Annotated in this window: 26 protein-coding genes; 14 read left to right on the plus strand and 12 right to left on the minus strand. The window is 64.0% G+C overall.

What is annotated here, in order from left to right; translation table 11 throughout:
* Positions 1-144: 144 nt before the first annotated feature.
* The gene (locus tag ACSVHC_RS15205) at positions 145-366 is read left to right on the plus strand and encodes an NAD(P)-binding domain-containing protein (RefSeq protein ID WP_437771215.1); all 222 of its coding nucleotides are present in this window, start codon (positions 145-147) and stop codon (positions 364-366) included.
* Here ACSVHC_RS15205 and ACSVHC_RS15210 read toward each other — a convergent pair.
* A complete protein-coding gene (locus tag ACSVHC_RS15210; RefSeq protein ID WP_437771229.1) occupies positions 335-1645 on the minus strand; it encodes an ISL3 family transposase in 1311 nt (436 codons plus the stop codon). The two genes, ACSVHC_RS15205 and ACSVHC_RS15210, sit on opposite strands and share 32 nt — an antisense overlap.
* On the opposite strand from ACSVHC_RS15210, the gene ACSVHC_RS15215 reads away from it, so the two are divergent.
* Positions 1637-2152 carry a hypothetical protein gene (locus tag ACSVHC_RS15215; RefSeq protein WP_439181070.1) on the plus strand — a complete coding sequence of 172 codons (516 nt, stop codon included), beginning with the start codon at positions 1637-1639 and terminating at the stop codon, positions 2150-2152. The two genes, ACSVHC_RS15210 and ACSVHC_RS15215, sit on opposite strands and share 9 nt — an antisense overlap.
* 12 nt (positions 2153-2164) lie before the next feature.
* Here ACSVHC_RS15215 and ACSVHC_RS15220 read toward each other — a convergent pair whose 3' ends face one another.
* Together ACSVHC_RS15220 and ACSVHC_RS15225 are read right to left on the minus strand one after the other, a co-directional pair.
* The gene (locus tag ACSVHC_RS15220; RefSeq protein WP_437771212.1) at positions 2165-2533 is read right to left on the minus strand and encodes a hypothetical protein; all 369 of its coding nucleotides are present in this window, start codon (positions 2531-2533) and stop codon (positions 2165-2167) included.
* 263 nt (positions 2534-2796) lie between these two features.
* Positions 2797-4302, minus strand: a complete 1506-nt coding sequence (locus tag ACSVHC_RS15225) for an FAD-dependent oxidoreductase (RefSeq protein ID WP_439181071.1) — start codon at positions 4300-4302, stop codon at positions 2797-2799.
* A gap of 249 nt (positions 4303-4551) precedes the next feature.
* On the opposite strand from ACSVHC_RS15225, the gene ACSVHC_RS15230 reads away from it, so the two are divergent.
* A complete protein-coding gene (locus ACSVHC_RS15230) occupies positions 4552-5196 on the plus strand; it encodes a TetR/AcrR family transcriptional regulator (protein WP_437771210.1) in 645 nt (214 codons plus the stop codon).
* 12 nt (positions 5197-5208) lie between these two features.
* On the opposite strand, the gene ACSVHC_RS15235 is transcribed toward ACSVHC_RS15230, so the two are convergent.
* From ACSVHC_RS15235 to ACSVHC_RS15250, 4 genes are all read right to left on the minus strand, one after another.
* A complete protein-coding gene (locus tag ACSVHC_RS15235; protein WP_437771209.1) occupies positions 5209-6321 on the minus strand; it encodes an EAL domain-containing protein in 1113 nt (370 codons plus the stop codon).
* Between the two features lie 140 nt (positions 6322-6461).
* Positions 6462-7280 (minus strand): class I SAM-dependent methyltransferase, encoded by an 819-nt coding sequence (locus tag ACSVHC_RS15240; protein ID WP_437771208.1) that lies wholly within the window; start codon positions 7278-7280, stop codon positions 6462-6464.
* A gap of 9 nt (positions 7281-7289) precedes the next feature.
* Positions 7290-8858 carry a putative bifunctional diguanylate cyclase/phosphodiesterase gene (locus tag ACSVHC_RS15245; RefSeq protein ID WP_437771207.1) on the minus strand — a complete coding sequence of 523 codons (1569 nt, stop codon included), beginning with the start codon at positions 8856-8858 and terminating at the stop codon, positions 7290-7292.
* Positions 8859-8867: 9 nt separating this feature from the next.
* Positions 8868-9242: a DUF7793 family protein gene (locus ACSVHC_RS15250; RefSeq protein WP_439181072.1), complete on the minus strand. Its 375-nt coding sequence runs from the start codon at positions 9240-9242 to the stop codon at positions 8868-8870.
* Positions 9243-9472: 230 nt separating this feature from the next.
* Between ACSVHC_RS15250 and ACSVHC_RS15255 the strand changes: the two genes are divergently transcribed.
* Positions 9473-10288: an MBL fold metallo-hydrolase gene (locus ACSVHC_RS15255; RefSeq protein WP_437771205.1), complete on the plus strand. Its 816-nt coding sequence runs from the start codon at positions 9473-9475 to the stop codon at positions 10286-10288.
* On the opposite strand, the gene ACSVHC_RS15260 is transcribed toward ACSVHC_RS15255, so the two are convergent.
* The 3 genes from ACSVHC_RS15260 to ACSVHC_RS15270 are packed head-to-tail and all read right to left on the minus strand — an operon-like array spanning position 10285 to position 12262.
* Entirely contained in the window at positions 10285-10887 is a 603-nt protein-coding gene (locus ACSVHC_RS15260; protein WP_439181073.1) for a cation transporter, read from the minus strand. The two genes, ACSVHC_RS15255 and ACSVHC_RS15260, sit on opposite strands and share 4 nt — an antisense overlap.
* Positions 10887-11852, minus strand: a complete 966-nt coding sequence (locus ACSVHC_RS15265) for a cation diffusion facilitator family transporter (RefSeq protein WP_437771203.1) — start codon at positions 11850-11852, stop codon at positions 10887-10889. The genes ACSVHC_RS15260 and ACSVHC_RS15265 overlap by 1 nt, the downstream gene beginning before the upstream one ends.
* Positions 11849-12262, minus strand: coding sequence for an ArsR/SmtB family transcription factor (locus ACSVHC_RS15270; protein ID WP_437771202.1), 414 nt, complete (start codon positions 12260-12262; stop codon positions 11849-11851). The genes ACSVHC_RS15265 and ACSVHC_RS15270 overlap by 4 nt, the downstream gene beginning before the upstream one ends.
* Before the next feature lie 567 nt (positions 12263-12829).
* Here ACSVHC_RS15270 and ACSVHC_RS15275 point away from each other — a divergent pair.
* A complete protein-coding gene (locus ACSVHC_RS15275) occupies positions 12830-13033 on the plus strand; it encodes a hypothetical protein (protein ID WP_437771201.1) in 204 nt (67 codons plus the stop codon).
* Positions 13034-13246: 213 nt separating this feature from the next.
* On the opposite strand, the gene ACSVHC_RS15280 is transcribed toward ACSVHC_RS15275, so the two are convergent.
* Positions 13247-14815: a chitinase gene (locus ACSVHC_RS15280; RefSeq protein WP_437771200.1), complete on the minus strand. Its 1569-nt coding sequence runs from the start codon at positions 14813-14815 to the stop codon at positions 13247-13249.
* Between the two features lie 217 nt (positions 14816-15032).
* Here ACSVHC_RS15280 and ACSVHC_RS15285 point away from each other — a divergent pair, with 217 nt between their 5' ends.
* The 8 genes from ACSVHC_RS15285 to ACSVHC_RS15320 all read left to right on the plus strand — a co-directional run bounded on the left by ACSVHC_RS15285 (position 15033) and on the right by ACSVHC_RS15320 (position 23683).
* A complete protein-coding gene (locus tag ACSVHC_RS15285; protein ID WP_437771199.1) occupies positions 15033-17366 on the plus strand; it encodes a glycosyltransferase family 2 protein in 2334 nt (777 codons plus the stop codon).
* A gap of 59 nt (positions 17367-17425) precedes the next feature.
* Positions 17426-18925: an SDR family oxidoreductase gene (locus tag ACSVHC_RS15290; RefSeq protein WP_437771198.1), complete on the plus strand. Its 1500-nt coding sequence runs from the start codon at positions 17426-17428 to the stop codon at positions 18923-18925.
* 46 nt (positions 18926-18971) lie between these two features.
* The gene (locus ACSVHC_RS15295; protein ID WP_437771197.1) at positions 18972-19322 is read left to right on the plus strand and encodes an ArsR/SmtB family transcription factor; all 351 of its coding nucleotides are present in this window, start codon (positions 18972-18974) and stop codon (positions 19320-19322) included.
* Positions 19319-20038, plus strand: a complete 720-nt coding sequence (locus ACSVHC_RS15300) for an aquaporin (RefSeq protein ID WP_437771196.1) — start codon at positions 19319-19321, stop codon at positions 20036-20038. The genes ACSVHC_RS15295 and ACSVHC_RS15300 overlap by 4 nt, the downstream gene beginning before the upstream one ends.
* A complete protein-coding gene (locus tag ACSVHC_RS15305; RefSeq protein ID WP_437771195.1) occupies positions 20035-20454 on the plus strand; it encodes an arsenate reductase ArsC in 420 nt (139 codons plus the stop codon). The genes ACSVHC_RS15300 and ACSVHC_RS15305 overlap by 4 nt, the downstream gene beginning before the upstream one ends.
* A 62-nt stretch (positions 20455-20516) precedes the next feature.
* A complete protein-coding gene (locus tag ACSVHC_RS15310; RefSeq protein ID WP_437771194.1) occupies positions 20517-20849 on the plus strand; it encodes a hypothetical protein in 333 nt (110 codons plus the stop codon).
* Between the two features lie 289 nt (positions 20850-21138).
* The gene (locus ACSVHC_RS15315) at positions 21139-22449 is read left to right on the plus strand and encodes a MinD/ParA family ATP-binding protein (protein ID WP_437771193.1); all 1311 of its coding nucleotides are present in this window, start codon (positions 21139-21141) and stop codon (positions 22447-22449) included.
* A gap of 367 nt (positions 22450-22816) precedes the next feature.
* Positions 22817-23683, plus strand: a complete 867-nt coding sequence (locus tag ACSVHC_RS15320) for a glycoside hydrolase family 25 domain-containing protein (RefSeq protein ID WP_437771192.1) — start codon at positions 22817-22819, stop codon at positions 23681-23683.
* Positions 23684-23762: 79 nt separating this feature from the next.
* On the opposite strand, the gene ACSVHC_RS15325 is transcribed toward ACSVHC_RS15320, so the two are convergent.
* Positions 23763-23927, minus strand: a complete 165-nt coding sequence (locus ACSVHC_RS15325) for a hypothetical protein (RefSeq protein WP_437771191.1) — start codon at positions 23925-23927, stop codon at positions 23763-23765.
* Positions 23928-24260: 333 nt separating this feature from the next.
* Between ACSVHC_RS15325 and ACSVHC_RS15330 the strand changes: the two genes are divergently transcribed.
* Positions 24261-24833 (plus strand): hypothetical protein, encoded by a 573-nt coding sequence (locus tag ACSVHC_RS15330; protein ID WP_437771190.1) that lies wholly within the window; start codon positions 24261-24263, stop codon positions 24831-24833.
* The last annotated feature ends 58 nt before the right edge of the window (positions 24834-24891 follow it).

Consider the following 24891-nt stretch of genomic DNA (forward strand, 5'->3'; position numbering starts at 1 on the left):
GCTGCGATGATTGCCGCGACGCCGAACAAAATTCGAGCGGTGAATCCGGTGGGCACGGGCCAGTAGGCCCCAGCGAATAGCCGGCGTGGGGCCTCCGAGCGTTGTCCTTCGTCGATGTTGCCTCGAAATGAATAGGGGGAATCCATGCGGATTACCGTGATTGGACGGGGTCACGTCGGCGGCGCCTTGGCGCGACGCTGGACGGCTGCAGGCCACGACGTGACTGCGCTTGGCCGGGACGGCGGCGATGCCACAGCCGCTGACGTCGTGGTGGTTGCCATTCCGGGAGACTCGATCGCCGTCGGGCTCGCCAATATTGCCGGACTTGACGGGCTCATCGCATTTGAGGGTGTAATCGCGGTCTGAATCCGCCGGTTTCGAGGAGTGATCGGGCGATGTAGTTGGCAAGGTTCCTGAAGCCGAGGGCGGAGCCGCGGAGGTGTTCGAGCCGGCCGTTGAGTGCTTCCGTGGGGCCGTTGCTGGTGCCGGGCCGGTCGAAGTACGCGAGCACGTCCCCTGCACGGCGTTTCAGCGTGCGGCCCAGCGTAATGACCTCGGTCAGCGCAGCGGGAACGCCGGCGCTGATCGCGCCGATCAGTGCTTGCATGAGCTGTTTGCCTCGGGTGCCGTCAGGGTCGCGGTAGGCGGCGATGACGCGCTGGTAGATGCCCCAGGTCGCTTCGACTTCGGCATGGTTGTCCGCGGCGAACAGGGCCTCCAGCCTGTCCTTCTGCTTGTCGGTGAGCAGATCGTGCCCGGTGTGCAGGGTCCGGCGGGCTGCGTAGAGCGGATCCCCGGACCGTCCGCGGTGACCAATGGTCTGCTGCTGCACGCGCTGGCGGCACCTGTCCAGGACATCGCCGGCAAGCCGGACGACGTGAAACGGATCCATGACCTCGACCGCGTCCGGGAGCTCCTCGGCGGCTGCGGTCTTGAACCCGGTGAACCCGTCCATCGCGACGACCTCGATCCCGTCCCGCCAAGCCTTGGGCCGCTCGGCGAGCCAGGCCTTGAAGACCTGTTTCGAGCGGCCCTCGACCATGTCCAGCAACCGTGCCGGCCCGGTCCTGTCACGGACCGGGGTGAGGTCGATGATCACGGTGACGTATTTGTCCCCGCGCCGGGTGTGCCGCCAGACATGCTCATCGACGCCGATCACGGCCACCCCGTTGAACCGGGCCGGGTCCTCGATCAACACCCGCTTGCCCTCGGCAAGGATCGCGCTGTTCGCCGTATGCCAGGACACGCCCAGGCCTTCCGCGACGCGGGCGACAGTGAGGTGCTGGCACACGATGCCCTCCAGCGCCCAGCGCAGTCCGCGGCGGGAGATCTTCGCCCTCGGCTGCGCGGCTTTGGAGATGTCCTGCCGCCACACCCGCCCGCACCCGGTGCATTTGTAGCGGCGGACCCGCACCAGCAGCGTCGTCGGCCGCCATCCCAGCGGTTCGTGCGCGAGCGGCCGTGTGACCGTGCCGCGGGCGATGCCCTGGCCCCCACACGAATGGCACCAGTCGTCCGGATCAACGGCACGGCATTCCAGCACCGCACGGCCGGGGGCGAGACACTGCCCGGCGGCTTCGAGCCCAAGCTCATCGAGCCGGCAGAACGTAGTCAGGTCAGGAGGCAGGAAGGTAGCGTGGGACACGGCGAGGTCTTCCGGATGGGCAGTGTAGGAACTTCCATCATCGGAAGACCTCGACCTCTATCCGGCCACCGACGCGCCCACCCCCGCTACACCCTCGAATGCGATGAGCCACTTGACGGCCAGGTGACAATCGACGCAAGCAATACCTTCGGCGATCGGCCGCCGGGCTACGACTCGATCGCCCAACAGGTCAAAGCGATCATCGGCGGGCCCACCGCAAAGGCGTTCAATACCAACTTCGCTTCGATCTATGACGCCGTCGACGCGGAGCCAATGCCGCCGGGGACCCTTTTCGCGTCCGACGCCGATGCCCGCGAGGCCACCGAGAGCCTCATTCGGGACGCAGGATTCGAGCCGATACACCTGGGCGACCTGGCAAAGGCTCCGCTCCTGGAAAGTCTCATCACTTTGACCTCAACGCTCGACAGGGGAGAACTCGGTCCGTTCTTCTACCGCTTCAACCGCCCCGGCGAGCTGGCGGCGCAGTTAGGCCTTAACCCACGCTGAGCGGTGCGGCGATCACGATTGACCTCCACGGACATCGTCCGGCTTCACGTAGGGTCCGTGCTTGCGTGCCCATGCGAAACAGCCGATGAAAAGGGCCGCTGCAAGGACCGGAATGAGGTACCAGCCGAGTTCGCTCCCCCGGAGCAAAAGTGCAACGTTGAAGGTGATGATGGCGCTGAACACAGGGACCGGTGCCGCCATCGCACTAGACCTGACCGCTTCGCGTTGCCAATGACCGTACAGTGCCGCGGTCGCAAGAAACCCCGCCATGAGGAAACCGCCCAGAACGAGAACGAGCGGAACAGGAGCGAACCCGACCACAATTACCGTCGCGCCGAGCAACGCACTCAAAGTCAACCAGTATCTAGATCGCGCGGTCATTAGTCTCTTGTCCGCCATTTCAACAGCTCATATTGAAGTCGATAATCGCGCCGCCAACTAAAAACGCCGCTGATCGGCGCCGGTCCTTAGCTTCAGAATATGTGCCGGCATCTGCCACTGACTATCCGATGGACGAGAAATGAGTGGCTGAATCCGAAAATTGAGTATTCGAACGGCAAATCTTGTGAGTCTCTACCGGCACACTCAGTAGTCCTCCCCGTTCAATCGCATTGAACGAGGGGAAATATCGAACACTGAACGCCCTACTGCAGTTTGAACAAATTGTGCGTCGCCGGACCCTCCAGCAGCTTTCCCGCGGCCGTGTAGCGGGAGCCGTGCAGCGGGCAGTCCCAGGACTTCTCGGCGTCGTTCCAGTGCAGGATCCCACCCAGGTGTGCGCATTCCGCTGACACCCTGCACACCACGCCATCCACCGTGCAGATGGCCGCGGGTTTCCCGTGGAAAAGCCCCGTGACGCCCGTGCCCTCGGCGGGGTGGGTTTCCTCCGTGATGGCCGGCTTCTCCTTCAGGGCTGCCTTGTCCCGGAAGTTCTGCTGCTGTGTCTCTATGTTCAACGAAATCGTCGACGCTGCCCCGCGAGGACCCGTAACGCGGCGGTGGATGGTGCGGGCCCACTCCAGCTTTTCGCCACGGATATCGGCGGTGATATCAAGCGCCGCCGCAACACCGTTTGTCATGCCCCACTTGTTGTAGCCCGTGCCGAAGAAGATCTTCCCGTGCCCCCGGGGGAACCTGCCGAAGAACGGCATGAGATTGCCGGCCTGGTAGTCCTGGGCGGCCCACGTGTGGGTGACCTCGGCACCCGGATAGTGCTGTTCGGCCCAGCCGAGCAGCTCATTCACGTGAACCTGCGTCGACGGCGCCCGGCCACCTGCATGCCCGAACCCGCCCACCAAAAGCAACGACCCGCCGTCGGGCATTGGGTAGTCCCTCAGCGAGCGGGTGGGCGGCTCCGCCGAAAGGTACATTCCCGGCGGCGGGCTCATGCCTTCCGGCAGCCGCAGCGCGGCGGCGTAGGAGCGATTCGGCCGCAGCTTCGCAAAGTAGAGCCCGCGGTTCAGGATCGGTGTCCCGGTGGCGAGCGCCACGTAACGGGCGCGGACCTCGCCCTTCCTGGTGACCACCGTCAGGGGATCGCCGTTGCTGACGTTCATGACGCGGATACCTTCCACGATGCTGCCGCCGGCAGCCCGAACATCGGCAGCGAGCGCATCCAAGACGTCCATCGGGTTGAACTGCGCCTGCTTCGCAAGCCGCAAGGCGTCGTCGACGTCGAACGGCAGCCCCGTCTCCCGGGTGGACTTGACGTTGAGTCCCGCAGCCCGGGCCACAAAGGCTTCCGCGCGGAGCCGATCCGCGCCGGCCGGGGTGGTGGCGAAGGTGTAGGCATCCCGATACTGGAAAGGCACACCCCGCTCCTCGAGATAGGTGAGCAACCACTTCTGGCCCGCCCTGTTCGCATCAACGTAGGCACGGACCACGTCCACGGGATACTGGTTACGCAGCGCGGACAATGCGGTGCCCTGCAACAGGCTCAACTTGGCCGTGGTGTTGCCGGTGTTGACCGCCCCGATATGCCGGGCCTCGAGGACCAGCACGCTGCTCCCGGTCCGTGCCAGCATGAGCGCCGTCGCCATGCCCGTGATTCCCGCGCCGACCACGACGACGTCGTAACTGTTCCCAGGCGTGAATTCATCGGGGCTCGCGGCTGCGGAAGCCTCGCGCGCGTCTAGCCACAAAGAAGTCATAGCGGTCCCACGTCCCTTCAGCCGGGTGCGGTCCACACCGGAAGTAGCGCGGCGGCGGCCCGGTAGTGTCAGAGAAGCAGAAGGCCATCAGAGAAGCAATAGGGGAGCGCACTGGCACCTTACCCAACGCGGGGTCAGTTACGGCCTATGTTGCTGCCCGACATGGGCCGTAAGTGACCCTGCGTTGGCGCAAAAAGGGCCCGACAGACCGGTCTGTCTTGTAGGGGCGCGAGTAATATTGCTTTCACCATGAGTACGCCAGATGCCTCGGAAGCGCCCGGTTCGTCTTCATTGCCAGCCGGACAAACGACCACCCGTGATGACGCGGTGGATCGGATCTTGGACGCTGGCTACGAACTGTTCTCGCGGCGCGGGATCGGTGCTGTGGGGGTCGATCAGCTCATGGAACGTTCGGGAGTGGCCAAGGCCACCTTTTACCGCCATTTTCCGTCCAAGGACGATCTGGTTCTTGCCTTCCTCGCGCTTCGTGACCAATTCTCGACCGTCGACTTGATCATCTCCGATGCCAAGAGCCGGGGAAACACCGCCGACGAGCAGTTGCTTGCCATGTTCGACGTATTCGGCGACTGGTTTGAGCGCGAGGATTTTGAGGCGTGCTCGTTCATCAACGTCCTGCTTGAAATGGGGCGTGAACATCCGCTAGGGAAAGCGAGCATCGGCTACCTCGCCAGGATCAGGGGACACATCCAGGAGTTGGCTGAAGAAGCCGGGCTGGAGCGCACCGACGAGTTCGCACGCTCCTGGCACATCCTGATGAAGGGCTCCATCATCTCGGCCACGGAGGGAGACGCCCTCGCGTCGAAGCGCGCCCGGCAGATGGCCGCTTGGCTGATAGAACAACATCGAGGCCCGGACCGCCCCGTCACTGCCTGAGGCGCCCGTTCGTCAGCTCCGCGTGGTCCGGCCGCGACTGCCCGGGGAGGCAAGATGCCGTGCACGCCCGCCCCACTTAGCCCATTCGCTGGGCTGGACCGACGGCCGCCCAAGGTGATAGCCCTGTCCGAGGGTTACGCCCAGGCCAGCAAGAGTGGCGAGTTCGTCCGTGGTTTCGATGCGTTGCGCAGTCAAGGCCGCCCCGGTCTCCCGCGCGAACGCCACCTCCGCCTCGACGAGTTCCTGCCGGAGGGAATCCAGCTCGAGGCCTGCAGTCAGATTCCGCTCCAGCTTGATCATCTCCGGCTTCAGCCGAAGAATATGGCTGGCCCCGACGAAGAACGAACCGGTGTTTTCAATGGACAAGCGCACGCCGGCACTGCGCAGCGGGGCCAGCGCCGCATCGAGCGAAGCAGCCTGTTCCTGAGGGAACCTCCCGGAGACTTCAAGGATGACCCGGGCTGGTGCCACCGGACTCTGATCGAAAAGCCCGGGAAGGCGCGGATCCAAGCAGACTTCGTCGGAAAGCTTCAACGCCACGAAAAGGTGGGGCGGCAGCTTCAGCGCGGCCTCGAGCCCGCACTCCAACGCCGCGAATTCAAGATCAGTACGGAGCCCCGAATCCCCGGCTTCCGCGAACCAGTAATCGGCAGGGTCCCCGCTATCGCTGACGAAGCGGGTCAAAGCCTCGGCGCCGACGACAGTGGACGTGGTCAGGTCGAAAACGGGCTGGAAGGCGGTCATCAGCATCCGGTCCCTGAGAACGGCCTCGAGCCGTGGACTGCCAGGGTGCTGGCTGTTTGGGTGCTGGGATTCCGGCTCGCCATGCGGGGCCGGGGCGGGCCGGTCCGGATCGTCCTGCGGGGCCGGCTGTCCCGACCTGAGCGCAGACAAGTGTTCCAGCAAGGCCTCTTCCGGATGCCCGGGGTGGGCGGCAATGTGCTGGCGAAGTTGTTCCCGCACCGCATCCGTTGCCTGCGAAGAGTCCCCCAGGACTTCATCGATGATTTCCAGGACCTGGAGGCGCAGCTCACGCAACTGCTCGATGGGCTGCTCCACAGTCTCCTGACTGGCCTGCATCCCGGCGTCGGTCAATGCAAGTAAAGACCGTTTCCGCGTCGACATGAAATCATTCCTTTGCGTTTAGTTCCGGCTGAGTCCGGGACCTGCAAGCTAAGGGAATACTACAGCCGAACAAACCGGTCGGCCCGGATTGAAATGAAATCTTCATTGGGATGTAACCCGCGGGTGCGCGCCGGATGAAATTACACCCGTTCTTTTTCTGTTTCGGAATCCTTCGCGCCGGACAGAAGTGCGTAATATCCCGGAACCCACTGCGGAAGACCGCTGGAGTTCATCGGGACCACTTCGATGTTAACCGGGCCGTCAGCAATCAACTGCCATTCTGCAGCCGAAAATACGTCGTGCCGTTCCCTGGAGCCGAAATGCCCGGGCCGGGGAAGGTTCTCCAAAGCGCGCCGCAGCTGCAGGGGCATGCTTTGCCGGGTGGCGCCGAGCTCGGTCAGGTAACCGAGGCTATTTCCGCGGAAGTTCGTTTCGGCCAGTAGCACCCGGCCCCTGTCCCCGATGACGGCTCGGAGGTTGGCAGCCATGGCAGCCTGCTTGCCGGGTTTCAAGACGTGGAAGACTCCGCGGACAAAGACATTGGCGGGCCCCAACCGCTCCAACAGGAGCTCCCCAGCACCTGCCCCCGAAGCGTCCAGAACCATGAAGTCGGCATTTTGGACGCCTTCTGCTTCCCTGCTCGCCATCTCTATCGCTCCCTCGGAGACGTCGATTCCGAGAACCCGTGGAAAGAGGCCTGCAAGCCAGCGGGTGTGGGTTCCGTTGCCGCACCCTACGTCAACTACCGGAAGATTAGGATCAAAGTGGGCTGCAATCGCGTCGGTGTACTGCGCGCGCTCGGCCGCGGAGTCCGAGTCCCAAAGCACGTCTCCGGAAGGGCCCGTAGTGCGGATTCCGCGCCAGTATCCTTCCCACGCGGTGTCCGGATTTCTCGGTGCCCGGGAAGCGAGGCGTACGACTGTGGGGACAAGCAACATCTGGTCCCAAAGCTTCGACATGCGCTAACTCTACAGACGCCGTGCGGGCCGGCGGAGCTGATCCGGGATTTCCGCGGCTGGTACCGGATATCCGTAGAAGTAGCCTTGCCCGTAGAGGCAACCCATGGCCTCCAGCTGGGCCGCCTGCTCTGCGGTTTCGATGCCTTCCACGGTCGCGTTGAGCCCCGCAGCGAAAATCAGCTGCAGAATGGCCGCGACGAATTTTTGTTGCCGAGGGTCCGACTCCATGTCCTTAATGAGGGACTGATCGACCTTCACAGTGTCTGCCGGAAGCGACCTGAGGTAGCTGATGGACGAATAGCCGGTACCGAAGTCGTCAATCTGCAGCCCTACACCGAGCTCCCGGAGGCCGCTAAGGACCTGTTCCTGTCCGGTTTCACGCGACATCAATACAGTCTCGGTGATCTCCAGGATCAGACGCCGAGGATCCAGGCAATACCTGGCCAGCGTGTCCCGGATATCGTCAAGCAAGTCGGTTCGAAGCAGTTCGGCGGCAGAGAGATTGATGTGCAGACAATAGTCCGGCAGGTCCGGGTGGGTCTGGCTCCAGCGCCTCATTTGGGCGAGACCTTCATGCAGCACCCAACGTCCCAGCTCAAAGATCAAGCCGGTTTCTTCTGCGATGCCAATGAAGCTGCCCGGCATGATGGTGCCGCGGACAGGGTGATGCCATCGGAGGAGGGCTTCGACGCCGATGACGCGGCTGGAAGCCAATTCGACCACCGGCTGATACACCAGCGCCAGCTCTCCTCCGGCAACAGCGGTACGCAGTTCGGCGGTTATGCGCGACCGTTCCTGAACGGCGTCGAGCATCTCCGGCTGGAAGAGCTGGACATTGTTGCGGCCCCGCGCCTTTGCCTGGTACATGGCAATGTCGGCATCGCGCATCAGCGTTTCAGCCCGGTACCCCGGCGTGCCGATGCAAACGCCGATGCTGGCCATCGCCCAAACCGTCTCCATGCCGATAGACATGCTGTCCTGCAGATACTCCGATGCGCGGTGCGCAATTCGAAGGATCTCCTCTTCGGTAGCGGCGGCAACGAGGATGGCAAACTCATCCCCGCCTAGGCGGGCCACCGTATCCTGTTCCCTGACGGCGGACCGGAGACGTTTGGCAACTTCCACTAGCACGGCGTCACCGGCGCTGTGGCCCAGGATGTCATTGATGGCCTTGAATGAGTCCAGGTCCAGCAGCAACACGGCCGGGGCTTTTCCGCCGTCGGGGCTGGACAGGATCGCTCCCTGGATCCGCTCGGTAAGCAACGTCCTGTTTGCAAGGCCGGTTAGGGCATCTGTCTTGGCCATCTGTTCAAGCTCAACCTGTGTACGCCGCAACATGGCCGTGCGGGCGGCCACCCGCTGTTCCAAATCCGCATGAATGTGGCCCAGTTCTTCTGCGAGGAGGTTGACTCCCGTGATGACGGCATCAATGTCATCCCGATGTTTCGAAGGTTCAATGCGTGCGTCCAGATCGCCGGCAGCCAATCGGACAACCCCGTCAACCAACAGCTGCAGGCGCGGGTCCTCGACGCTCTCCCTCGAGGTCATGTAGTCCCAGTGGGCTGCAGCAGGACGCACCTCCGGGGCTTACGCACCCGCATTAAGCCAGTCCAGCGCATCGCGGCGCGATGTGAAAAAACGGGTCGGGCAAGGCGGGACGTGCACGCCGAGGAAGAAGTTCGCCAGGGCGCGGTCTACAGGCGACGTACCTAACAAAGCGATGCGTGAAGCGCCGCACGGAATGGACCACACACCACGGGCCTCCCGGCTAACGGAAGCGACCGTGGCCATGTCCACAAGCATCGGATGCTGCTCCTGCTGGCAGAGCTCGTCGACTTTCGCCATGGCCGCCCGCGCATCCTCAACCTCAATGGCGACCCCGGGCCGCCAGCGCAGATGGAGAAGACCGTCGACGCCTAAATCGACAGTGGCCTTTTCACCGTCCGCAGTTTCCGGTATCACGATCACTTCCTCCCCAGTCAGGCCGCCGAATAGCAGCAACTAGTTAACAAGTAGCATCGCCAACCCCGATAGCGTAGCTTCCCGCGCATTGCTCCTCAAGCCTTCTTCCTGCGCATTGAGCAATTTCGAACGGCCCGGGTCTCAACTGGGGCTTTTGTCCCGATCCTCCCGGCTCCACGTGGGTAGAATCGAGGCCTGAACACTGCCGGAACGCATCAGACGGAGAAACAATGTCAGCATGGCTCGAAGTCGGCCCTAACAACTACGTGTTGGAGACCGAAGGGTGCCTGCTCAATACGGGCCTCGTAGTAGGCACGGAACGAGCCATGGTGATCGACACCGGTTGCGGCCCCCGCCAAGGCCGGCAGATCCTCGCCGCAGTCCGCGAAAAGACCCAAGTGCCTCTCGTCGTCGTAAATACCCACGCCCACTACGACCACTACTTCGGCAACGCCGTTTTTGCCGACGACGGCGTCACCGAGTTTTGGGGGCACGTTAACTGTGCGGCGACAATCGACGACGACGGCGACCACCAGCGCCGCTTCGTCTCCGCCACCGAACCGGAGATGGCCGCGGGCAAGGGTGACGCCGTCGAACTCGTCATTCCCAACGCGATCGTCAAGGATCAGCCCGTCCTGGTCGACCTCGGCGGCCTCACCGCCACCCTGTTCTACCTGGGCCGCGGCCACACCGACGGCGATCTCCTGGTAGGCACGCCCAGCACCCTTTTCGCCGGTGACCTCGTGGAACAAGGCGCACATCCGTCGTTCGAGGACTCGTACCCGGAAGATTGGGCAGACGTGCTGCGGCACATCTCGGCCCTGCGCCACCGCTACGAGTTCCTCATCCCCGGCCACGGCAAGCCCTGCAGCGACCAGTTCGTGAAGACCATGGCCAACACCATGTCCACAGCGGTAAGGCAAGCGAGGCAGTCGATCCGGGACACGCCGTCGGACGCTACCAAGGCGATCCCGGTGCTTCCCTACGGACCCGAGCAATCACGCTGGTTCATCAAGCGGCTCCAGGAGACGCAAGCACACCACTAAGGGGTGTGCTTGAAGGCGTGGCGGGCCTCCATTGCTGCGTAGTAAATGATGACCACCCCCGCCAGGGGATCGGCCCACCACCACCCGAAAAGGGCATTCAGAACCAGGCCTGCCAGGACCGCGCCGGCCAGGTAGGCGTCCACGAGGGTCACTTTTCCTTCTGCCCGGAGCACCGGATTGCCCAAGGCGCTTCCGGTGCGGATCTTGCCCCACGCGAGGGCGAGCATGACCACGAAGGTCAGGGCCGTCCAGGCGATGCCCGCACCTGAGGTGGCAGGGCGGACTCCGGTGGCAAACACGATGGCCACCTGGATGAGCAGGTAGGAGCCGAGGACGGCGAAGGCTATCCCTATCAGGCGCATTGCGGGGGCTTCGCGTTCCTTGTTGGCACCTTTGAGCTGCCACACCACCACGATCGAAGCGAAGATCTCGATCAGGGAATCCAGGCCGAAACCGGCCAGGGCCGGGGAACCGGCTTGAATGGCGGCGGCTGCCAGAACGCCGAGGCCCACCACGTTCCAGCCCAGGGTTGCGTATTCCAGCCGCAGCCCGCGACGCAACAACCTCCCGGAGTCTGTGGTTGGGGCAGGGGGGGTCATCAATGGGTTCCGGTTTCGTGGATGGCATGGCCGGCGGGTTCGAGCTGGAAGGTGGAGTGTTCGACGTCGAAATGCCCGGTAAGGCAGTTCTGCAGCTGGTCAAGGATGAGCGGGGCATGTCCGTCGTGGAAGCAGCTCTCGTCCAGGACGACGTGCGCGGACAGGGCGGGAAGGTCCGAGGTGACTGTCCAGACGTGCAGGTCATGGACGTCGTGCACGTGCCCGGTTTCGAGGAGGTGTTCCCTGACCTGGTCCAGGTCGACACCTTCCGGTGCGCCTTCCAGGAGGATCCTCCCGGAGTCCCGCAGCAGGCCCCACGCGGCGTGCAGCATCAGGGCCACGACGACGAGCGAAGCTATCGCGTCCGCACGGGTGAAACCGGTGGTCAGGACGACGAGCCCGGCGACCGCCGTCGCAATGAATCCGTAGAGGTCGGTCAGGATGTGCTGGAAGGATCCTTCCACGTTCAGGCTGGACCGGTTTGCTTTGGCCAGCACCCACACGGCCACGAGGTTCACGATGATCCCGAGGATCGCGACCACCAGGACAGGGCCGCCCTCGACAGGTGGCGGATCAAGGAGGCGGTGGATGGCCTCCACGGCCACGAGGGCGCTGATGACCAGCAAGGTGATTCCGTTGGCGGCCGCTGAGAGGATTTCCGCGCGCTTGAATCCGAATGTCCAGATTCCCTGCGCTGGACGGGCCGCGAGGTTGATCGCCCACAGCGACGCGGCGATCGCACCGGCGTCGGTCAGCATGTGCCCGGCGTCGGAGAGCAGCGCCAGCGAGCCGGAAACGACGGCGACAATCACCTCGAGGATCATGAACCCGACAATCAGGGCCAACGCGATAACCAGATAGCGCCGGTCTGCATTCGCTGCTATCGCGTGGCTGTGGCCGTGGGCGTGGTGCTTGGCGGGGTTGCCTGGCGCGGTGCCGGGCGCGTCGTGGTTGTGGGTGCTCATTGGCCTTTGGCCTCCTTGGCCGTGCGCTCGGGGTGGACAGCGACGGTATGTCCCGTGTGGGTCAGACCCAGGTCCAGCAGCATCCGCACGTGCGCATCATCCAGGCGGTAGTACGCCATCCGGCCGCGCCTCGAAACGGAAACCACCCGGTGGGCGCGCAGCAGCCGCAACGCATGGCTGACCGCGCTCTCGCTCATCGCCGTCGTCGCGGCAAGGTCGCAGACGCACAGTTCCCCGCCTTCCAGCAGCGACGTCAACAGCCGCAAGCGCCCAGGATCGCCGAGCAGCGAGAACACGTCCGCCAGCTCGACAATGTCATGATCCGAGGGCAGGGCTGCACGGACGAGTTCGACCCTGTCGGGGTCGACGAGTTTCACGCCGCATTCATCGACAGCTTCACTGGCAACCACGGGACCTCCAACATCTGAACAAGTATTCAGATGTCAGTATAGGGGACACGGTTCTTAGCCAGGGGTTGCCAGCTGGGAACTTCGTAACAGTTATCTTTCTTGTTGCCCGAGCGAAACAATCGCGGCGTACGCTCCCCGTATGGGGAACAAGATGATTGGGCTGTCGGCTCGTGAATCGAAGCGGGAAATTCGAAAGCAGCGCCTTCAGGTGCTTGCATACGTGGGGTTGGCGATCCTCGCTGTGGCGACCGTCGCCGTCGTCGTAATAGCGCTCCGACGCTAAGGGTTTGGGCTGCGGTAGCGGCCTTAGCGCGAACAGGCAGTAAATGCCCTCTGGAAACGATTTTATGGGCATCAGCTGCCAGTTCGCGTCGTTACTCGTTTCCACTACTTGCCCGCTGCGGGCACCCGCCTGCTCAACACTCGAAAACTACTTGATTGAATATTTAACTAATCTTCGAGAAAAGCTTGCGGGAACCTTGCGGCTTCATAAAATTCCTGCCGGAAAGTAGAGGTCATCGGACAGCAAAGTCCCGGTCTCACGGGCTTCAAGAAACGGAAATCATCATGGTTCTCAACCTGAAAACCACCACCGGCAAAGTCGGCGCCAACATCGCCCTGGCAAACCTGACCTCGGTCGCGCCCGGCCACACCGACGACCTCCGCGTCACCCTGACCCTGCCCGCCACCGCGGACAACTCCCTGCAGAACCAGAGCAGCACCATCGCCTTCACCTTCACCGGCACCCAGCGCACCGCCGCCGCCCAGTAACACCCCCAACCCCAGCCAGCCCTCCGCCGTCGAGCCCCCCCTGAAACCGACGGCGGAGGGCCTTCCCCCCATCGCGAACAGGCAGCAGATGCCCGCAAAAAGCAACGGAAAGGGCATCTGCTGCCAATTCGCGCTTAACTTCGCGGGGCGGGTGTGACGGCGGGTGTAACAGGGAGCGGGCGATTTTGCGGGCATCTGCTGCCAGTTCGCGCTTCAGGAAGCCGGCGCGGTGGGGGATGCGGCCAGGATCTGGGCCGTGGTCAATCTTGCCCAGGGGGAGTCAGGGGCGCCTTGGACTGCGGCTTCCGGGCTGTCGCCTTGGGTCCACCACTTGGCCTCGAACGCGGATCCTTCGAACAGAATGCGGTCGCCCTTGTGATAGATGGTCTCCGGAACCCATGCCGGGAAGGTCCCCGCAGGCACCGTTGCCTTGGGGCTTGGCCTGTCTCCGGGCAGCACCGGACCCACGAGTTTCCACGGAGTGGCGCCGCCCTGCAGGACCGGGTTGTCCGGGACGTCAGCGCGGGTCCACCATTTCGCCTCATAGACGCTTCCGTGCCAGACCACCCTGTCCGCAGCCGTATAAGCGGCATAGGTGCTCCATATCGGATAGGGGCTCGTTGCCGGGTCATCGGTGGTGGTGGCGGGTGCGCTACTTGAGGCAGTGACTGTTGGCGATGGAGTAATAGCCGGCGTAGGCAGTGCCACGTCATGGGCGAGCGTGGTCGAGAACAGTTGGGAACCCTGGACCACCCCGCTGCAGCTGTCCGAGACCTTGCTCAAATCCGGGTAGTTGGGGCTGCAGGTCCTGTCCCTGTTCATGGACCACATCGACAACCTGCCGAGGCCCTTGTCCTTGACGAAGCTGTTCATGGTGGCAGCGTCATCGAGGGTGAATATTTCGCCGGCGATATCGTTCTGGCCCACCATGACGGTCAGGCCAAGTTTGCGCCAGATGGTTTCGCTCCCAAAGTCAGTTCCGGCGTTGCTGTAGAGGGCGGCCAGCTGATCGTGGGCGGCATCCGCAGCTGACTCCGAGGCCCGGGACATGCTCCAAGCTGCAGGCTTACTGGCGCCGAAATCCATCGTCATGATGTTTACACCCTCCAGATCGACTCCGCCGGACAGGGTATGCGCCACGATGCCCTGGCCTTGGCTCGTGAGGCCGTCTGGGTCGGCCGCAAGGGTCAGCCAGACGGCGAGGGGCTTGCCACTGGCTTTGCGTTCCTTCTGGAGGGCGGCAATGGCTTGGGCCCGTCGGTCGGCAGCGGCCAGGTCGCCCAGGGCGACGCCTTCGACGTCGAGATCTACCGTCGCGACGTCGTAGCGGTCCACGATCTGCCGGTAGGCGTCGGTCAGGGCCTTCGTGTCTTTGCAGGAAACCGCGAGTTCGTTGTTGTTCAGCCCGCCGAAGGAAACAGCCGTTGCCCCGCCAAGCTGGCGGAGCCGGGCGATTCTCCGGTCCAGATCGAGGTCGGAAGCTGCCTGGTCGGGGCTGTACGCCGCACCCCAGGACGGGGCGCAGTCCTGCTTCGGATCGGCGACGACGAAGGACAGCACCACGGCTTTCGCGCTGGGCACGGCTGGATCTTCGAACGCGAAGCGGGGCGTCGCCGTCACATCCACATAGCCGGAGAACACCGAGGGCATGGATGCGGCGGCACTGACATCCTGGACATTGCGGAGGCCGAGGTAGCCGGCAGTGACCGCCGCAACCACGATGACGCAAAGGATGCCCAAACGCAGGACGGACAGCCGGCGGCCGGGAAAGCGTTTAGACACAGAAATACCCCCAGAGCTTCTGAATAGGACTTCACGGATGTCTGGGAAAGATCTCACTCCCCGGGAAGCGCCGCAGCTTGCGTAGCATTTCCATGAGTTCTGTCGGAACTCCGCGTTGTTCGCCTATCATAGGGGCGCACTGAAGTGCGGTCCGTTACATTACGCCCGCATTGTGCCGTGTGCCCGCTGGGGGTGCACGGACAGCGAATGGGGATTCATGTCGGATCAGATTGTGCTGCTTCGCCCCGATGAACAGGGAACGGCGGACGGGCAGTCTTCAAAGGCCCGAAAGCGTCAGTGGGGAGCGGAAAAGCGCTCCGAACCGCTCTCGATCGTCCACCCGGCACCATCGCGGCGGAAAATTGTCCTCGGCCGCGTCGGCGTCCTCACCACCGTGCTTGCCTGGGTCGGCTATTTGGTCACGACGGTGCTCAAGCAGCTGGTGGACAACCCCGGCGCTGGATTCCGCTTCGGCGCCGAGACCCTCTCCTACTTGGTAGTGGTGTCCTTCCTGACGTTCTCGGCGTTGATGTACCTCACCGCCCGCCAGGGCGCCCTGACCCGCTTTCGGGCCCACCGACGGGTTCCCCGAGGGGAACTGGACCGGCACTTCTTCGACTACTCCGAGGGCATCACCGTGCTGATTCCTTCTTACGCAGAAGAACCGGAAGTAGTGCGCGGCACCATGTGGTCCGCGGTCCTGCAGGAATTCCCGGACCTGAGCGTTGTGCTTCTTCTTGATGACCCACCCTTCCCCAAGGACCCGGACGTGCTCCGGCGCCTGGAAGCCACCCGTGCCCTTGCCGGCCAGATCACCGAAACCCTCGAAGAACCAGCCGCGAGGGTCAACGCCGCCTACGCGAGGTACCGCCGTCGTCGTGATCAAGGACCTGAACCAGACCCCGGCACCGAGGTTGAGCGGCTCATCGCCGAATACCAATACGCTGCCGAATGGCTCGAAGCTATGGCCGAGACCGAGTCCGTCGAGGACCACGTGGATGAGTTCTTCGTCGATCTGGTCCTCATGGGCCTGGCCCGGGAACTACGGCTCGTGATCCTGGCCCTTACGGCCGCCAACGCACAGCGGAAGTCGCCCGGCCCGGAACGCATCGCTGAACTGTATGCGCGGCTGACCTGGATCTTCAACGCACGGGTTTCCACGTTCGAGCGGAAGCGGTTCGCGAGCCTCTCCCACGAGGCCAACAAGGCCATGAACCTGAACGCCTACCTCTCACTCATGGGCGGGACCTGGCACCCGGAACAGACCGCGGACGGGACCGTCTTGCGGCCCGCAGGGGTCGACGACGGCGATGTGCTGTCGGTCCCGGACACCACCTACGTCCTGACTCTGGATGCGGACTCGATGCTGCTGCGCGATTACTGCCTCCGCTTGGTTCATCTCCTCGAATCCCCTGGAAATGAGCAGGTAGCCGTCACCCAGACTCCGTATTCCTCCTTCCGCGGCGCCCCGACCCGGATTGAGCGCATCGCCGGGGCCACCACGGACATCCAGCACATCCAGCACCAGGGCATGACCCAATACGGCGCCACGTTCTGGGTGGGCGCGAACGCCGTGATCCGCAAACGCGCCCTGGAGGACATCGTAGAGATCTCCACCGTGGGCGGCTTCGAGGTCAGAACCTACATCCAGGACCGCACCGTCATTGAAGACACCGAGTCCAGCGTGGACCTCGGTAAGCATGGCTGGACCTTGGCCAACTACCCGGAGCGGCTCAGCTACAGCGCCACCCCGCCGGACTTCGGATCGCTCGTGGTGCAGCGACGGCGCTGGGCCAACGGCGGCCTGCTGATCCTGCCCAAACTCTGGGAACAGATCCGCAAGCGCCGAGGCCAAGCCCGGCCGGTCCTCTTCCGCGAAATCCTGCTGCGCGTCAACTACATGGCCTCCATCACCTGGGCGAGCTTCGGGTTGCTGTTCCTCCTCGCATACCCCTACGACAGCCGTCTCCTCAGCCCCTTGGTCTTCCTTGCGGCCCTGCCCTACTTCCTGGCCATGGGAAGCGACCTGCGGGACTGCGGCCACCGGTTCAGCGACATCTTCCGGATCTACGGATTCAACCTCGTTCTCCTTCCGGTCAATCTCGCAGGCGTCCTGAAATCCCTCCAGCAAGCCCTCACGGGAGACAAGATCCCGTTCGTCCGAACCCCGAAGGTCAAGGACCGTACCGCCGCACCGGCCCTCTACGTCCTCGCTCCGTACTTGATCGTTGCGTTCTCCTTGTTGACCGTCTGGCGCAACTGGGAACTGGGAAACTGGGGCAACGCCGCATTCGCCGCCTTCAACGCCGTCATGGCCGCCGGTGCTATCCGGGCTTACATCGGACTGGCCAACTCCGGAGTGGACATGTACCTTGGCGTGCTGAACTGGCTGTACGTCGAGCCCAAGAAGCCGAAAGCACAGCCGCCGGCCATCATCCCCAAAACCCCGGAACAGGTCGACTGGGAGTCGCTGCTCTACCACGGTGACCGCCGCCTGAACCGCGACCTCCGGGGCAAGAACGACCGCCGGAAACGGGCCGGATCGGCGTAGGGCTACGCTGGCCTTGGGCGCCGGTGTTCCGGCTCCGCAAGGCATCGGAAGGGGCCACAGTGAATCCGCTGGCAGTGGTATTGGGATCCACCGGCTATATCGGGGGACGGCTCGTCCCGCGATTGCTCGACGCCGGCTACGACGTCCGTGTCCTGGTACGCCACACCAACAAGCTCAGCGACGTCCCCTGGGCAGACCGCGTGGACGTGATGATCGGCGACCTCGAGGATGTCGACTCCTTGCGGCAGGCGTTTGCCGGGGCCGGCGTCATTTACTACTTGGTGCACTCGATGGGTCATTCGGGCCACCGGTCTTTTGAAGAGACCGAAAGACTCTGCGCCGGCAACGTAGCGCGTGCGGCGGCCGATGCCGGGGCCGGACGGATCATTTACCTGGGTGGACTGCACCCGGAAGGAACTGAGCTCAGCCGGCACCTCCGGTCCCGCAAGGAAGTGGGCGACATTTTCCTAGCGGAACCGCAGGTGCCTGCGATAGTGCTTCAGGCCGGCGTCGTGATTGGTTCCGGTTCGGCGTCCTTCGAAATGATCCGGCAACTGACCGAGGTGCTGCCCGTCATGGTGGCTCCGCGATGGGTGCGGAACAAAGTCCAGCCGATAGCGATCCGAGACGTGCTGTATTACCTGGTCGCAGCGGCTGGACTCCCTGCTTCGCTCAACCGCACCTTCGACGTCGGCGGCCCGGATGTCCTCCGGTACGACGAGATGATGAACGGCTACGCCGCGGAAGCGGGCCTCCGACGCCGGCCGGTGGTCGCACTGCCCGTCCTGACTCCATGGTTGGCATCCCAGTGGGTCAACCTCGTCACCCCCATACCGCGATCCTTGGCAGTGCCGCTGATCGGATCGCTGCAGCAGAACTGCGTGGTCGGGGAGCGGGACATCCATGAATATGTAGATCCGCCCGAAGCTGGCCTGCTTGGATACCGGGAATCCCTTCGCCTGGCGCTTGCGCGCGAGGCCGCCGGAGAAGTGGAAACCAGTTGGCAGAACTCCTCCGTTCGCGGTGCCCCGAGTGATCCCCTTCCCAGTGACCCGCAATGGGCCGGACACCTGGTGTACCAGGACAACCAGGAGCAGCTCACCACAGCCACCCGGCAACAACTGTGGCAAGTCATAGAAGGCATCGGTGGAGACAACGGCTGGTACTCCTTTCCCTTGGCGTGGTCCGTGCGCGGCTGGATGGACAAGATCGTGGGTGGAGTGGGGCTTCGCCGCGGCCGGCTCAATCCGACCCGGCTGAATACGGGGGACGCGCTGGACTTCTGGCGTGTGGAGCAGATCGACCGCGGCTCCCTGTTGCGCCTCCGCGCGGAAATGAAGGTACCCGGGCGCGCGTGGCTGGAAATGCGGGCGGAGGAAGCCGAAGGCGGGGCGCTCTACCGACAAAGGGCGGTCTTCTTCCCCAAAGGCCTGGGCGGACGGTTGTACTGGCTGGCGGTGTTGCCTTTCCACGGTGTCATCTTCAAGGGAATGGCCAATCGCATCACGGCAGCAGCGGCGTCGATGGCGGACGACGACGATCCGGCGGCCTTGCCTTAGCGGCCTTGCCTTAAATATCGACAAGTGTGAATATTTACATGTGTCTATGTCGCTGGAGTTAACACCCGTCCAGACGGTGGCTTGTTGTTCGCCGCTGTCCAGGGAACCCTTGTCGGAATCCGAAGCGGAAGGGATCGTGCCACTGCTGAAGGCGCTGGGCGATCCGGTGCGGCTGCGGCTGATGTCCCTCGTGGCGTCCCACGAGGGCGGCGAAGCCTGCGTGTGCGACCTCAACGACGCCTTCGAGCTGTCACAGCCGACCATCAGCCACCACCTGAAGGTCCTGCACGAAGCGGGCCTCCTCGAACGCGAAAAGCGCGGCGTCTGGGTTTATTACCGCGCCCGCACCGACGCCCTGTCCGGCCTGGCGGCCCTGATCGGTGGACAGGGCCAGTGAGCGCGCTCAAGCGGCAGGCCGTGGCGGAGTTCGCCGGCACCGCCTTCCTGGTCATGGGCGTGGTGGGCTCAGGGGTCATGGCCTCGCGACTGTCCCCGAACGACGTCGGACTGCAGCTTCTGCAGAACAGCGTCGCCACCGGCGCCGCCCTCGTCGCGTTGATTCTTGCATTGCAGCCGGTTTCGGCATCCTTCAACCCTGTGGTCACTTTGGTGGAACGCGCCCTGGGGATCCTGGATACGCCCACCGCGTTGGCTCTGCTCGCCGCCCAGTTTGCCGGAGGCCTGGCCGGGACAGTCCTCGCGAACCTGATGTTCGGCCTCGACGCCGTGACGCTCTCCACGCATCAACGTGCCGGGGGAGGGCTGTGGCTCGGCGAAGTCGTTGCCACCATCGGGCTTCTCGTGGTCATTTTCGGCACCATCCGCTCCGGCCGGACCGAGCTGGTGGCCTTCGCCGTCGGCGGCTACATCACTGCCGCCTACTGGTTCACCAGCTCCACGAGTTTCGCGAACCCCGCCGTGACCGTGGCCCGGACCATCACAGACACCTTCGCCGGGATCGCCCCCGCATCCGCCCCGGCGTTCATCCTCGCCCAGTTGCTGGGCGGCGCCGCCGGGTTCTTCCTGATCCGCGCCCTGTACCCACGCGTTGCCGCGTTGCCTTTGCCGGCTCCCGCGCCCGGCTCCGAATCCGATCGAAAGGTCCTCTCATGAGCACTGAAACCGCCAAGAAACCCTCCGTCCTCTTCGTCTGCGTACACAACGCGGGCCGTTCCCAGATGGCGGCCGCCTTCCTCACCACCCTGGCCGAAGGCCGGATTGAGGTCCGGTCCGCGGGCTCCCAGCCAGCGGACAAGGTCAACCCGGCCGCAGTCGAAGCCATGGCCGAACTTGGCATTGACATGTCCGCCGAAATCCCCAAGGTCCTCACCACAGAGGCCGTGAAGGAATCGGATGTCGTCATCACCATGGGATGCGGCGACGAATGCCCGTACTTCCCCGGCAAGCGCTACGAGGACTGGGTCCTCGAAGATCCGGCCGGCCAGGGCCTGGACGCCGTCCGCCCCATCCGGGACGAGATCAAAAGCCGCATCGAGGGCCTGATCGAGTCCCTCGCGCCCGCCGCGTGATAGCAGTGTCCGGCACAGCCTGATGCAAGAATCACAGGCATGATGGATCCGGCCCGGGAAGCATGCCTCGCAGGATACAGCCGGGCCCTTCGGGAGTTGATCGGCTGGCTGGACAACGCTCGGAGCTGCAACGCAAGAGCAACGGGACCCGCTGGACCAACGAGGAACTGCTCTTCCACATGGTCTTCGGATACATGATCTTCCGGTCCCTTTTGCCCTTGGTCCGCATCATGAGCCGCCTGCCCCGATCCTGGGGCAGGCGATTTGCCGCCGGATTGAATGCGGCTGCCGGCCCGTTCGACGTCGTGAACTATTGGGGTTCCAGGGTGGCCGCGGCTGTCTCCAACCGGCGCCGAATTCCCCACACGGCTCGTCCTGATGCCTGGGATGCGTGACACATTCTGCTGGATCACCGCCGAGATATCGGCGGAAGATCCGCGGGTTTCCGGCGTATAAGCACCGGGCGAGTCCGGGTGATCCAACAGAATCCGTCGCCCCTGCCACCTCAACCGCCGCCGCCCCAGCCACAAAACCAGGCCCACACGAAGGCCCAAAACCCCTGTCCAAACTGCCCGGCACGGCCCTCATGTCAGGTTTGAGGCCCTCGCCACCTAGACTTGCTGGTTGAAGCAATCTAAACGAGAGCCGCAGCGCAAAACGCTGCGAGTCTTAGGGGACAAGACCATGCCGGATTCTTTGGACAACGAAGCCAGCGCCGCTGCATCGAACGAAGGACAGCCCGACCTTCGTCGACGCCGCGATCGCCGTCGCGCCGAGGGCGACCCCTGGACAGGAACTATGCCGATCATTACGCCGAACGATTCCGACGCACCCGCATCCGCTGCCCCGCTCCAAAGCAGATCCTGGGCCGAAGCTGCAGCCGCCGCCGACGCGTCCGCAGGGACCGTAACGGACCGCGCGGAAACAGACCGCGAAGACTCGACCAGCGGTGACGCGACCCCCGCGGAACCACGCCGTGAGATCCCGACGGCGGCAGCACCGGCGTCGGGCGCTGTTCCCCCGGCTGCCGCACGAGCCGGACGCGCCGCTGCCGCCAACGCTCCAATTTCCGACTTCATCTCGTCGCCGGGTTCCTTCGTGCGGGAGCAGAAGCCGCGCCCCATCGGTGGCTTCCGCGGCATGCTCTACAGGCTGACCGGCGGCGCCTGGAACCTCGGGCCCAGCGCCAAGCAGCGCGAAGAGGACGAGTTGGCGCGGCGCATTTCCCGGCAGCTTCAAGGCAGCTACAACACGGCTGTCCTGAGCCTCAAGGGCGGGATCGGCAAGACCTCCACCACGGTGGGCGTCGGCCTTACCTTGGCGGAATTCCGCGGCGACCCGCCCTGCGCCATCGACGCCAACCCTGATTCCGGCGACCTCGTGGAGCGCGCACTGGGTGAGGGCATCTACCAGAAGGCCACGCCGCGCACCATCACGGACCTGCTCAAAAACGTCGACAACGTCGATTCGCTCACGGCACTCGCCCGGTACATGCACCATGCCGGCCGACTGCACCTGATCGCCGGCGAACAGGACCCGGAAGTTTCGGATTCACTGACCGCCGAGGAATACCTGCGGATCCGCCAGTTGATCTCGGGCTACTACTCCATCGCGCTGACCGACTGCGGGACCGGCGTTACGCACAATGCGATGAGCGGCATCCTGCAATCGGCCGACAACCTCATCATCGCCGCCGGCTATGCCGTGAGCGGCGCCAAGCGTGCCCGCAGCACCCTTCAATGGCTCGCGAGCCACGGCTACGAGGAACTGGCACGCAACGCGATCGTGGTCATCACGGACAAGGACGAGGTGTCCTCCCGCGTGGACAAGGATGCCATCGAGGAACACCTCGCCGGGATCTGCCGCCAGTTGATTGCCGTGCCTCACGACAGGGGAGTGGCCGACGGCGACCTGGTCACCCTTGACGTCCTGCGCCCCGACACCCGCCGTGCGTACAAGGAGATCGCGGCCGCGATCGTGGACGGGTACGTGTAGCGCCTCCGCTTTGGTGGCCCCGCCCAACTAGCTCGCATTAGATGTCGTTTACAAGGCTCATAACGACAACAAGTGCGAGTCAGTTGGGGTGGGGCTACTTAGTTATTGCCTAGCGTGACGCTGTTGACACTCTATTCATTACTTGGTTTTACGCCGGCAAGAGCGGGTTATTACTCGACTACTACGCGGATTGCAAATTGTCGCTTCCGCCGGGATTTCCCTAGAGTTGCACCTGGACGCATTCGCTTTGCGGGGCGACCTCGCCATGACCGGGAACTGGGCCCGGGCATGGTGCACCCAATTCTGTGCCTTTATGACACCCTGCTGCGCCCGTTTCTGAACCCGAGGCCAGCACCCAGGAGCCTCCTTGATTCCCAAAAAACTTGCCTTGATGTTCGCTGCCGTGCTTCTCCTCGGACTGACGGGTGCCACTAGCGCCCGCCCCACCGCCAACACAGCGCCCGACGCCGCTCCCGAACCCATCGCGAACGCCGCACCCGCCGCTGAGGTGGCCCCGCTCGCGACGCCGACTCCAGCACCGCCCGCCGTTCCGCAGCCTGCCGCCGCACCCGCGCCCGCCGTCGTCGTGCCCAAAGCTGCAGTCGTACCCGCCGCCGTACCCCAAGCTGGTCGGGGCGGCTCGGTGAAGGTGCTCGACACCACCGCGGCCATCACCGACCCCAACTGGTTCCGCCACGCCTACGCCGAGGGCTTCGGTCTCTACGTGATGCACTCCACCGCGTGGGGCACGTGCACTCCGTGGCAACAGACCCAAGCCCAATTGAAGATGGCGCTCGACGCCGGCCTCAAGATCGCGGTCTACACGCGTGACGCTTCGTGCTGGGCGAACGGGATCAAAGCCGCAGGCCCGTACATGGCCCAACTGCAGTTCTTCGCCCTGGACATCGAGCCCGGGGGATCCTTGGTAACGCGCGCCATGGTGGATGGTGTGCGGAGCCTGGGCGTGCGGCCCGTGATCTACAGCGGCAGCGGCATGTGGCCAGGCTTGATGGGCAACAGCACCGCATTCTCGGACGTGCCTCTGTGGGATACCGACACGAGCAACCTCAACTACGCCGGCTGGACCGCGGACTACCTGGCACCGGCCCCTGTGCAGTACGGCGGCTGGAACACGGCTGGCACTATGCGCGTGGGGATCCAGCAGAAGCTCGAACACACCCTGAACGGCATCAACGTCGACCTGAACTCGTTCGACGCCGGGTTCCTGAAGTAGGCGCTGCGCTTCTTGCCCTGCGCTGCGCTGAATTCCTGACGCCCCCGGAATTCCGGGGGCGTCAGGAATTCCGGGGGCGTCAGGAAGACACGGGGTCGGAGGGCACGGGACGCGTCGGGATTGTTTCCTTGGAGTTGTCCACATGGGGGAATTCGGTGCTGTCGTGGGCCTCGATCCACGTGGCAGGTTCGTAGGCATGACCCAGTTGCCCCGCCTGATCCTCAGCCGAGATCACCTTTTTCACGGAACGACTCTCAAGGAACTCGCTCGGAGTGCCAAGGCGGGCGCCTTGCATCGCGTCCGCCAAGGAGTGTACGTTGACGGCGCTGCGTGGGACGCACTGAAACCGTGGGAACAATATCGTGTACGGGTCAACGCTGCGGCCGAAACCTCCAGCTCACGAACCATTTTCGCCAGACACTCGGCGGCGTCTGTATGGGGTATCCCCACTATCGGACTGCATCATCCGGTGCAGGCCGTGACCCTGAGGAACGACGGCGGCCGCTCTCGGGCCGGAATATCCCGCCACTACGCGGACCCCGCTAGCCTCAAGGTGTATCGCCGAGAGGGACTTCTGGTGACTGACAGGGTGCGCACGGTGCTGGATCTGGCCGCTTTCACCCCGTTCGTCGAATCCATAGCTCCTTTGGATCACGTCCTCAAAGCCGACCGGAAAAGGAGATTGCCCGCCATCTCGAAAGAGGCACTTCTGGCGGGAGCGGATGGAATTTACACGGCGGCGGCCACCCGGAGAATTCAAGCGGCGATCGATTTCGCAGATCCCCTGTCCGGATCTGCGGGGGAATCCTACAGCCGCGCTTTGATGCATGTCGCCGGATTCGAGGCCCCGGTTCTTCAACGTGAATTCCGCGACGAAGCGGGCCTGGTGGGCTATTCGGACTTCTATTGGAAGGGTGTGCGGTTGGCCGGGGAGTTCGACGGCATCGATAAGTACCTGAAACCGGAATTCCTCAAGGGACGCACCCCCGCTCAAGCCGTCGTCGAGGAGAAGCTGCGCGAGGACCGGATCCGTGCCACGGGGTGCGGCGTCGTCCGTTGGGTGTGGGCAGAACTCATGGCTCCCGGCGTGTTCGAACGGAAGCTGGCAGCGGCAGGGGTGTCCCGGCGTCGTCCGCGTGGATCCCGATGAGGCGCGGAGTGCCTGGCGCTACGCTGAATGCTTGGCGCTACGCTGAATGCCTGGCGCC

Origin of the sequence: Arthrobacter sp. KNU-44 (assembly GCF_051843155.1) — a bacterium.
In the GTDB taxonomy this organism is placed as follows: domain Bacteria; phylum Actinomycetota; class Actinomycetes; order Actinomycetales; family Micrococcaceae; genus Arthrobacter.

Excerpts from the sequence above, each read along its gene's own strand:
- ACSVHC_RS15205 (WP_437771215.1), top strand. The coding sequence starts at position 145 with ATGCGGATTACCGTGATTGGACGGGGTCACGTCGGCGGCGCCTTGGCG.
- ACSVHC_RS15220 (WP_437771212.1), bottom strand. The coding sequence starts at position 2,533 with ATGACCGCGCGATCTAGATACTGGTTGACTTTGAGTGCGTTGCTCGGC.
- ACSVHC_RS15225 (WP_439181071.1), bottom strand. The coding sequence starts at position 4,302 with ATGACTTCTTTGTGGCTAGACGCGCGCGAGGCTTCCGCAGCCGCGAGC.
- ACSVHC_RS15230 (WP_437771210.1), top strand. The coding sequence starts at position 4,552 with ATGAGTACGCCAGATGCCTCGGAAGCGCCCGGTTCGTCTTCATTGCCA.
- ACSVHC_RS15235 (WP_437771209.1), bottom strand. The coding sequence starts at position 6,321 with ATGTCGACGCGGAAACGGTCTTTACTTGCATTGACCGACGCCGGGATG.
- ACSVHC_RS15240 (WP_437771208.1), bottom strand. The coding sequence starts at position 7,280 with ATGTCGAAGCTTTGGGACCAGATGTTGCTTGTCCCCACAGTCGTACGC.
- ACSVHC_RS15255 (WP_437771205.1), top strand. The coding sequence starts at position 9,473 with ATGTCAGCATGGCTCGAAGTCGGCCCTAACAACTACGTGTTGGAGACC.
- ACSVHC_RS15260 (WP_439181073.1), bottom strand. The coding sequence starts at position 10,887 with ATGACCCCCCCTGCCCCAACCACAGACTCCGGGAGGTTGTTGCGTCGC.
- ACSVHC_RS15265 (WP_437771203.1), bottom strand. The coding sequence starts at position 11,852 with ATGAGCACCCACAACCACGACGCGCCCGGCACCGCGCCAGGCAACCCC.
- ACSVHC_RS15275 (WP_437771201.1), top strand. The coding sequence starts at position 12,830 with ATGGTTCTCAACCTGAAAACCACCACCGGCAAAGTCGGCGCCAACATC.
- ACSVHC_RS15285 (WP_437771199.1), top strand. The coding sequence starts at position 15,033 with ATGTCGGATCAGATTGTGCTGCTTCGCCCCGATGAACAGGGAACGGCG.
- ACSVHC_RS15295 (WP_437771197.1), top strand. The coding sequence starts at position 18,972 with ATGTCGCTGGAGTTAACACCCGTCCAGACGGTGGCTTGTTGTTCGCCG.
- ACSVHC_RS15305 (WP_437771195.1), top strand. The coding sequence starts at position 20,035 with ATGAGCACTGAAACCGCCAAGAAACCCTCCGTCCTCTTCGTCTGCGTA.
- ACSVHC_RS15310 (WP_437771194.1), top strand. The coding sequence starts at position 20,517 with ATGCCTCGCAGGATACAGCCGGGCCCTTCGGGAGTTGATCGGCTGGCT.
- ACSVHC_RS15315 (WP_437771193.1), top strand. The coding sequence starts at position 21,139 with ATGCCGGATTCTTTGGACAACGAAGCCAGCGCCGCTGCATCGAACGAA.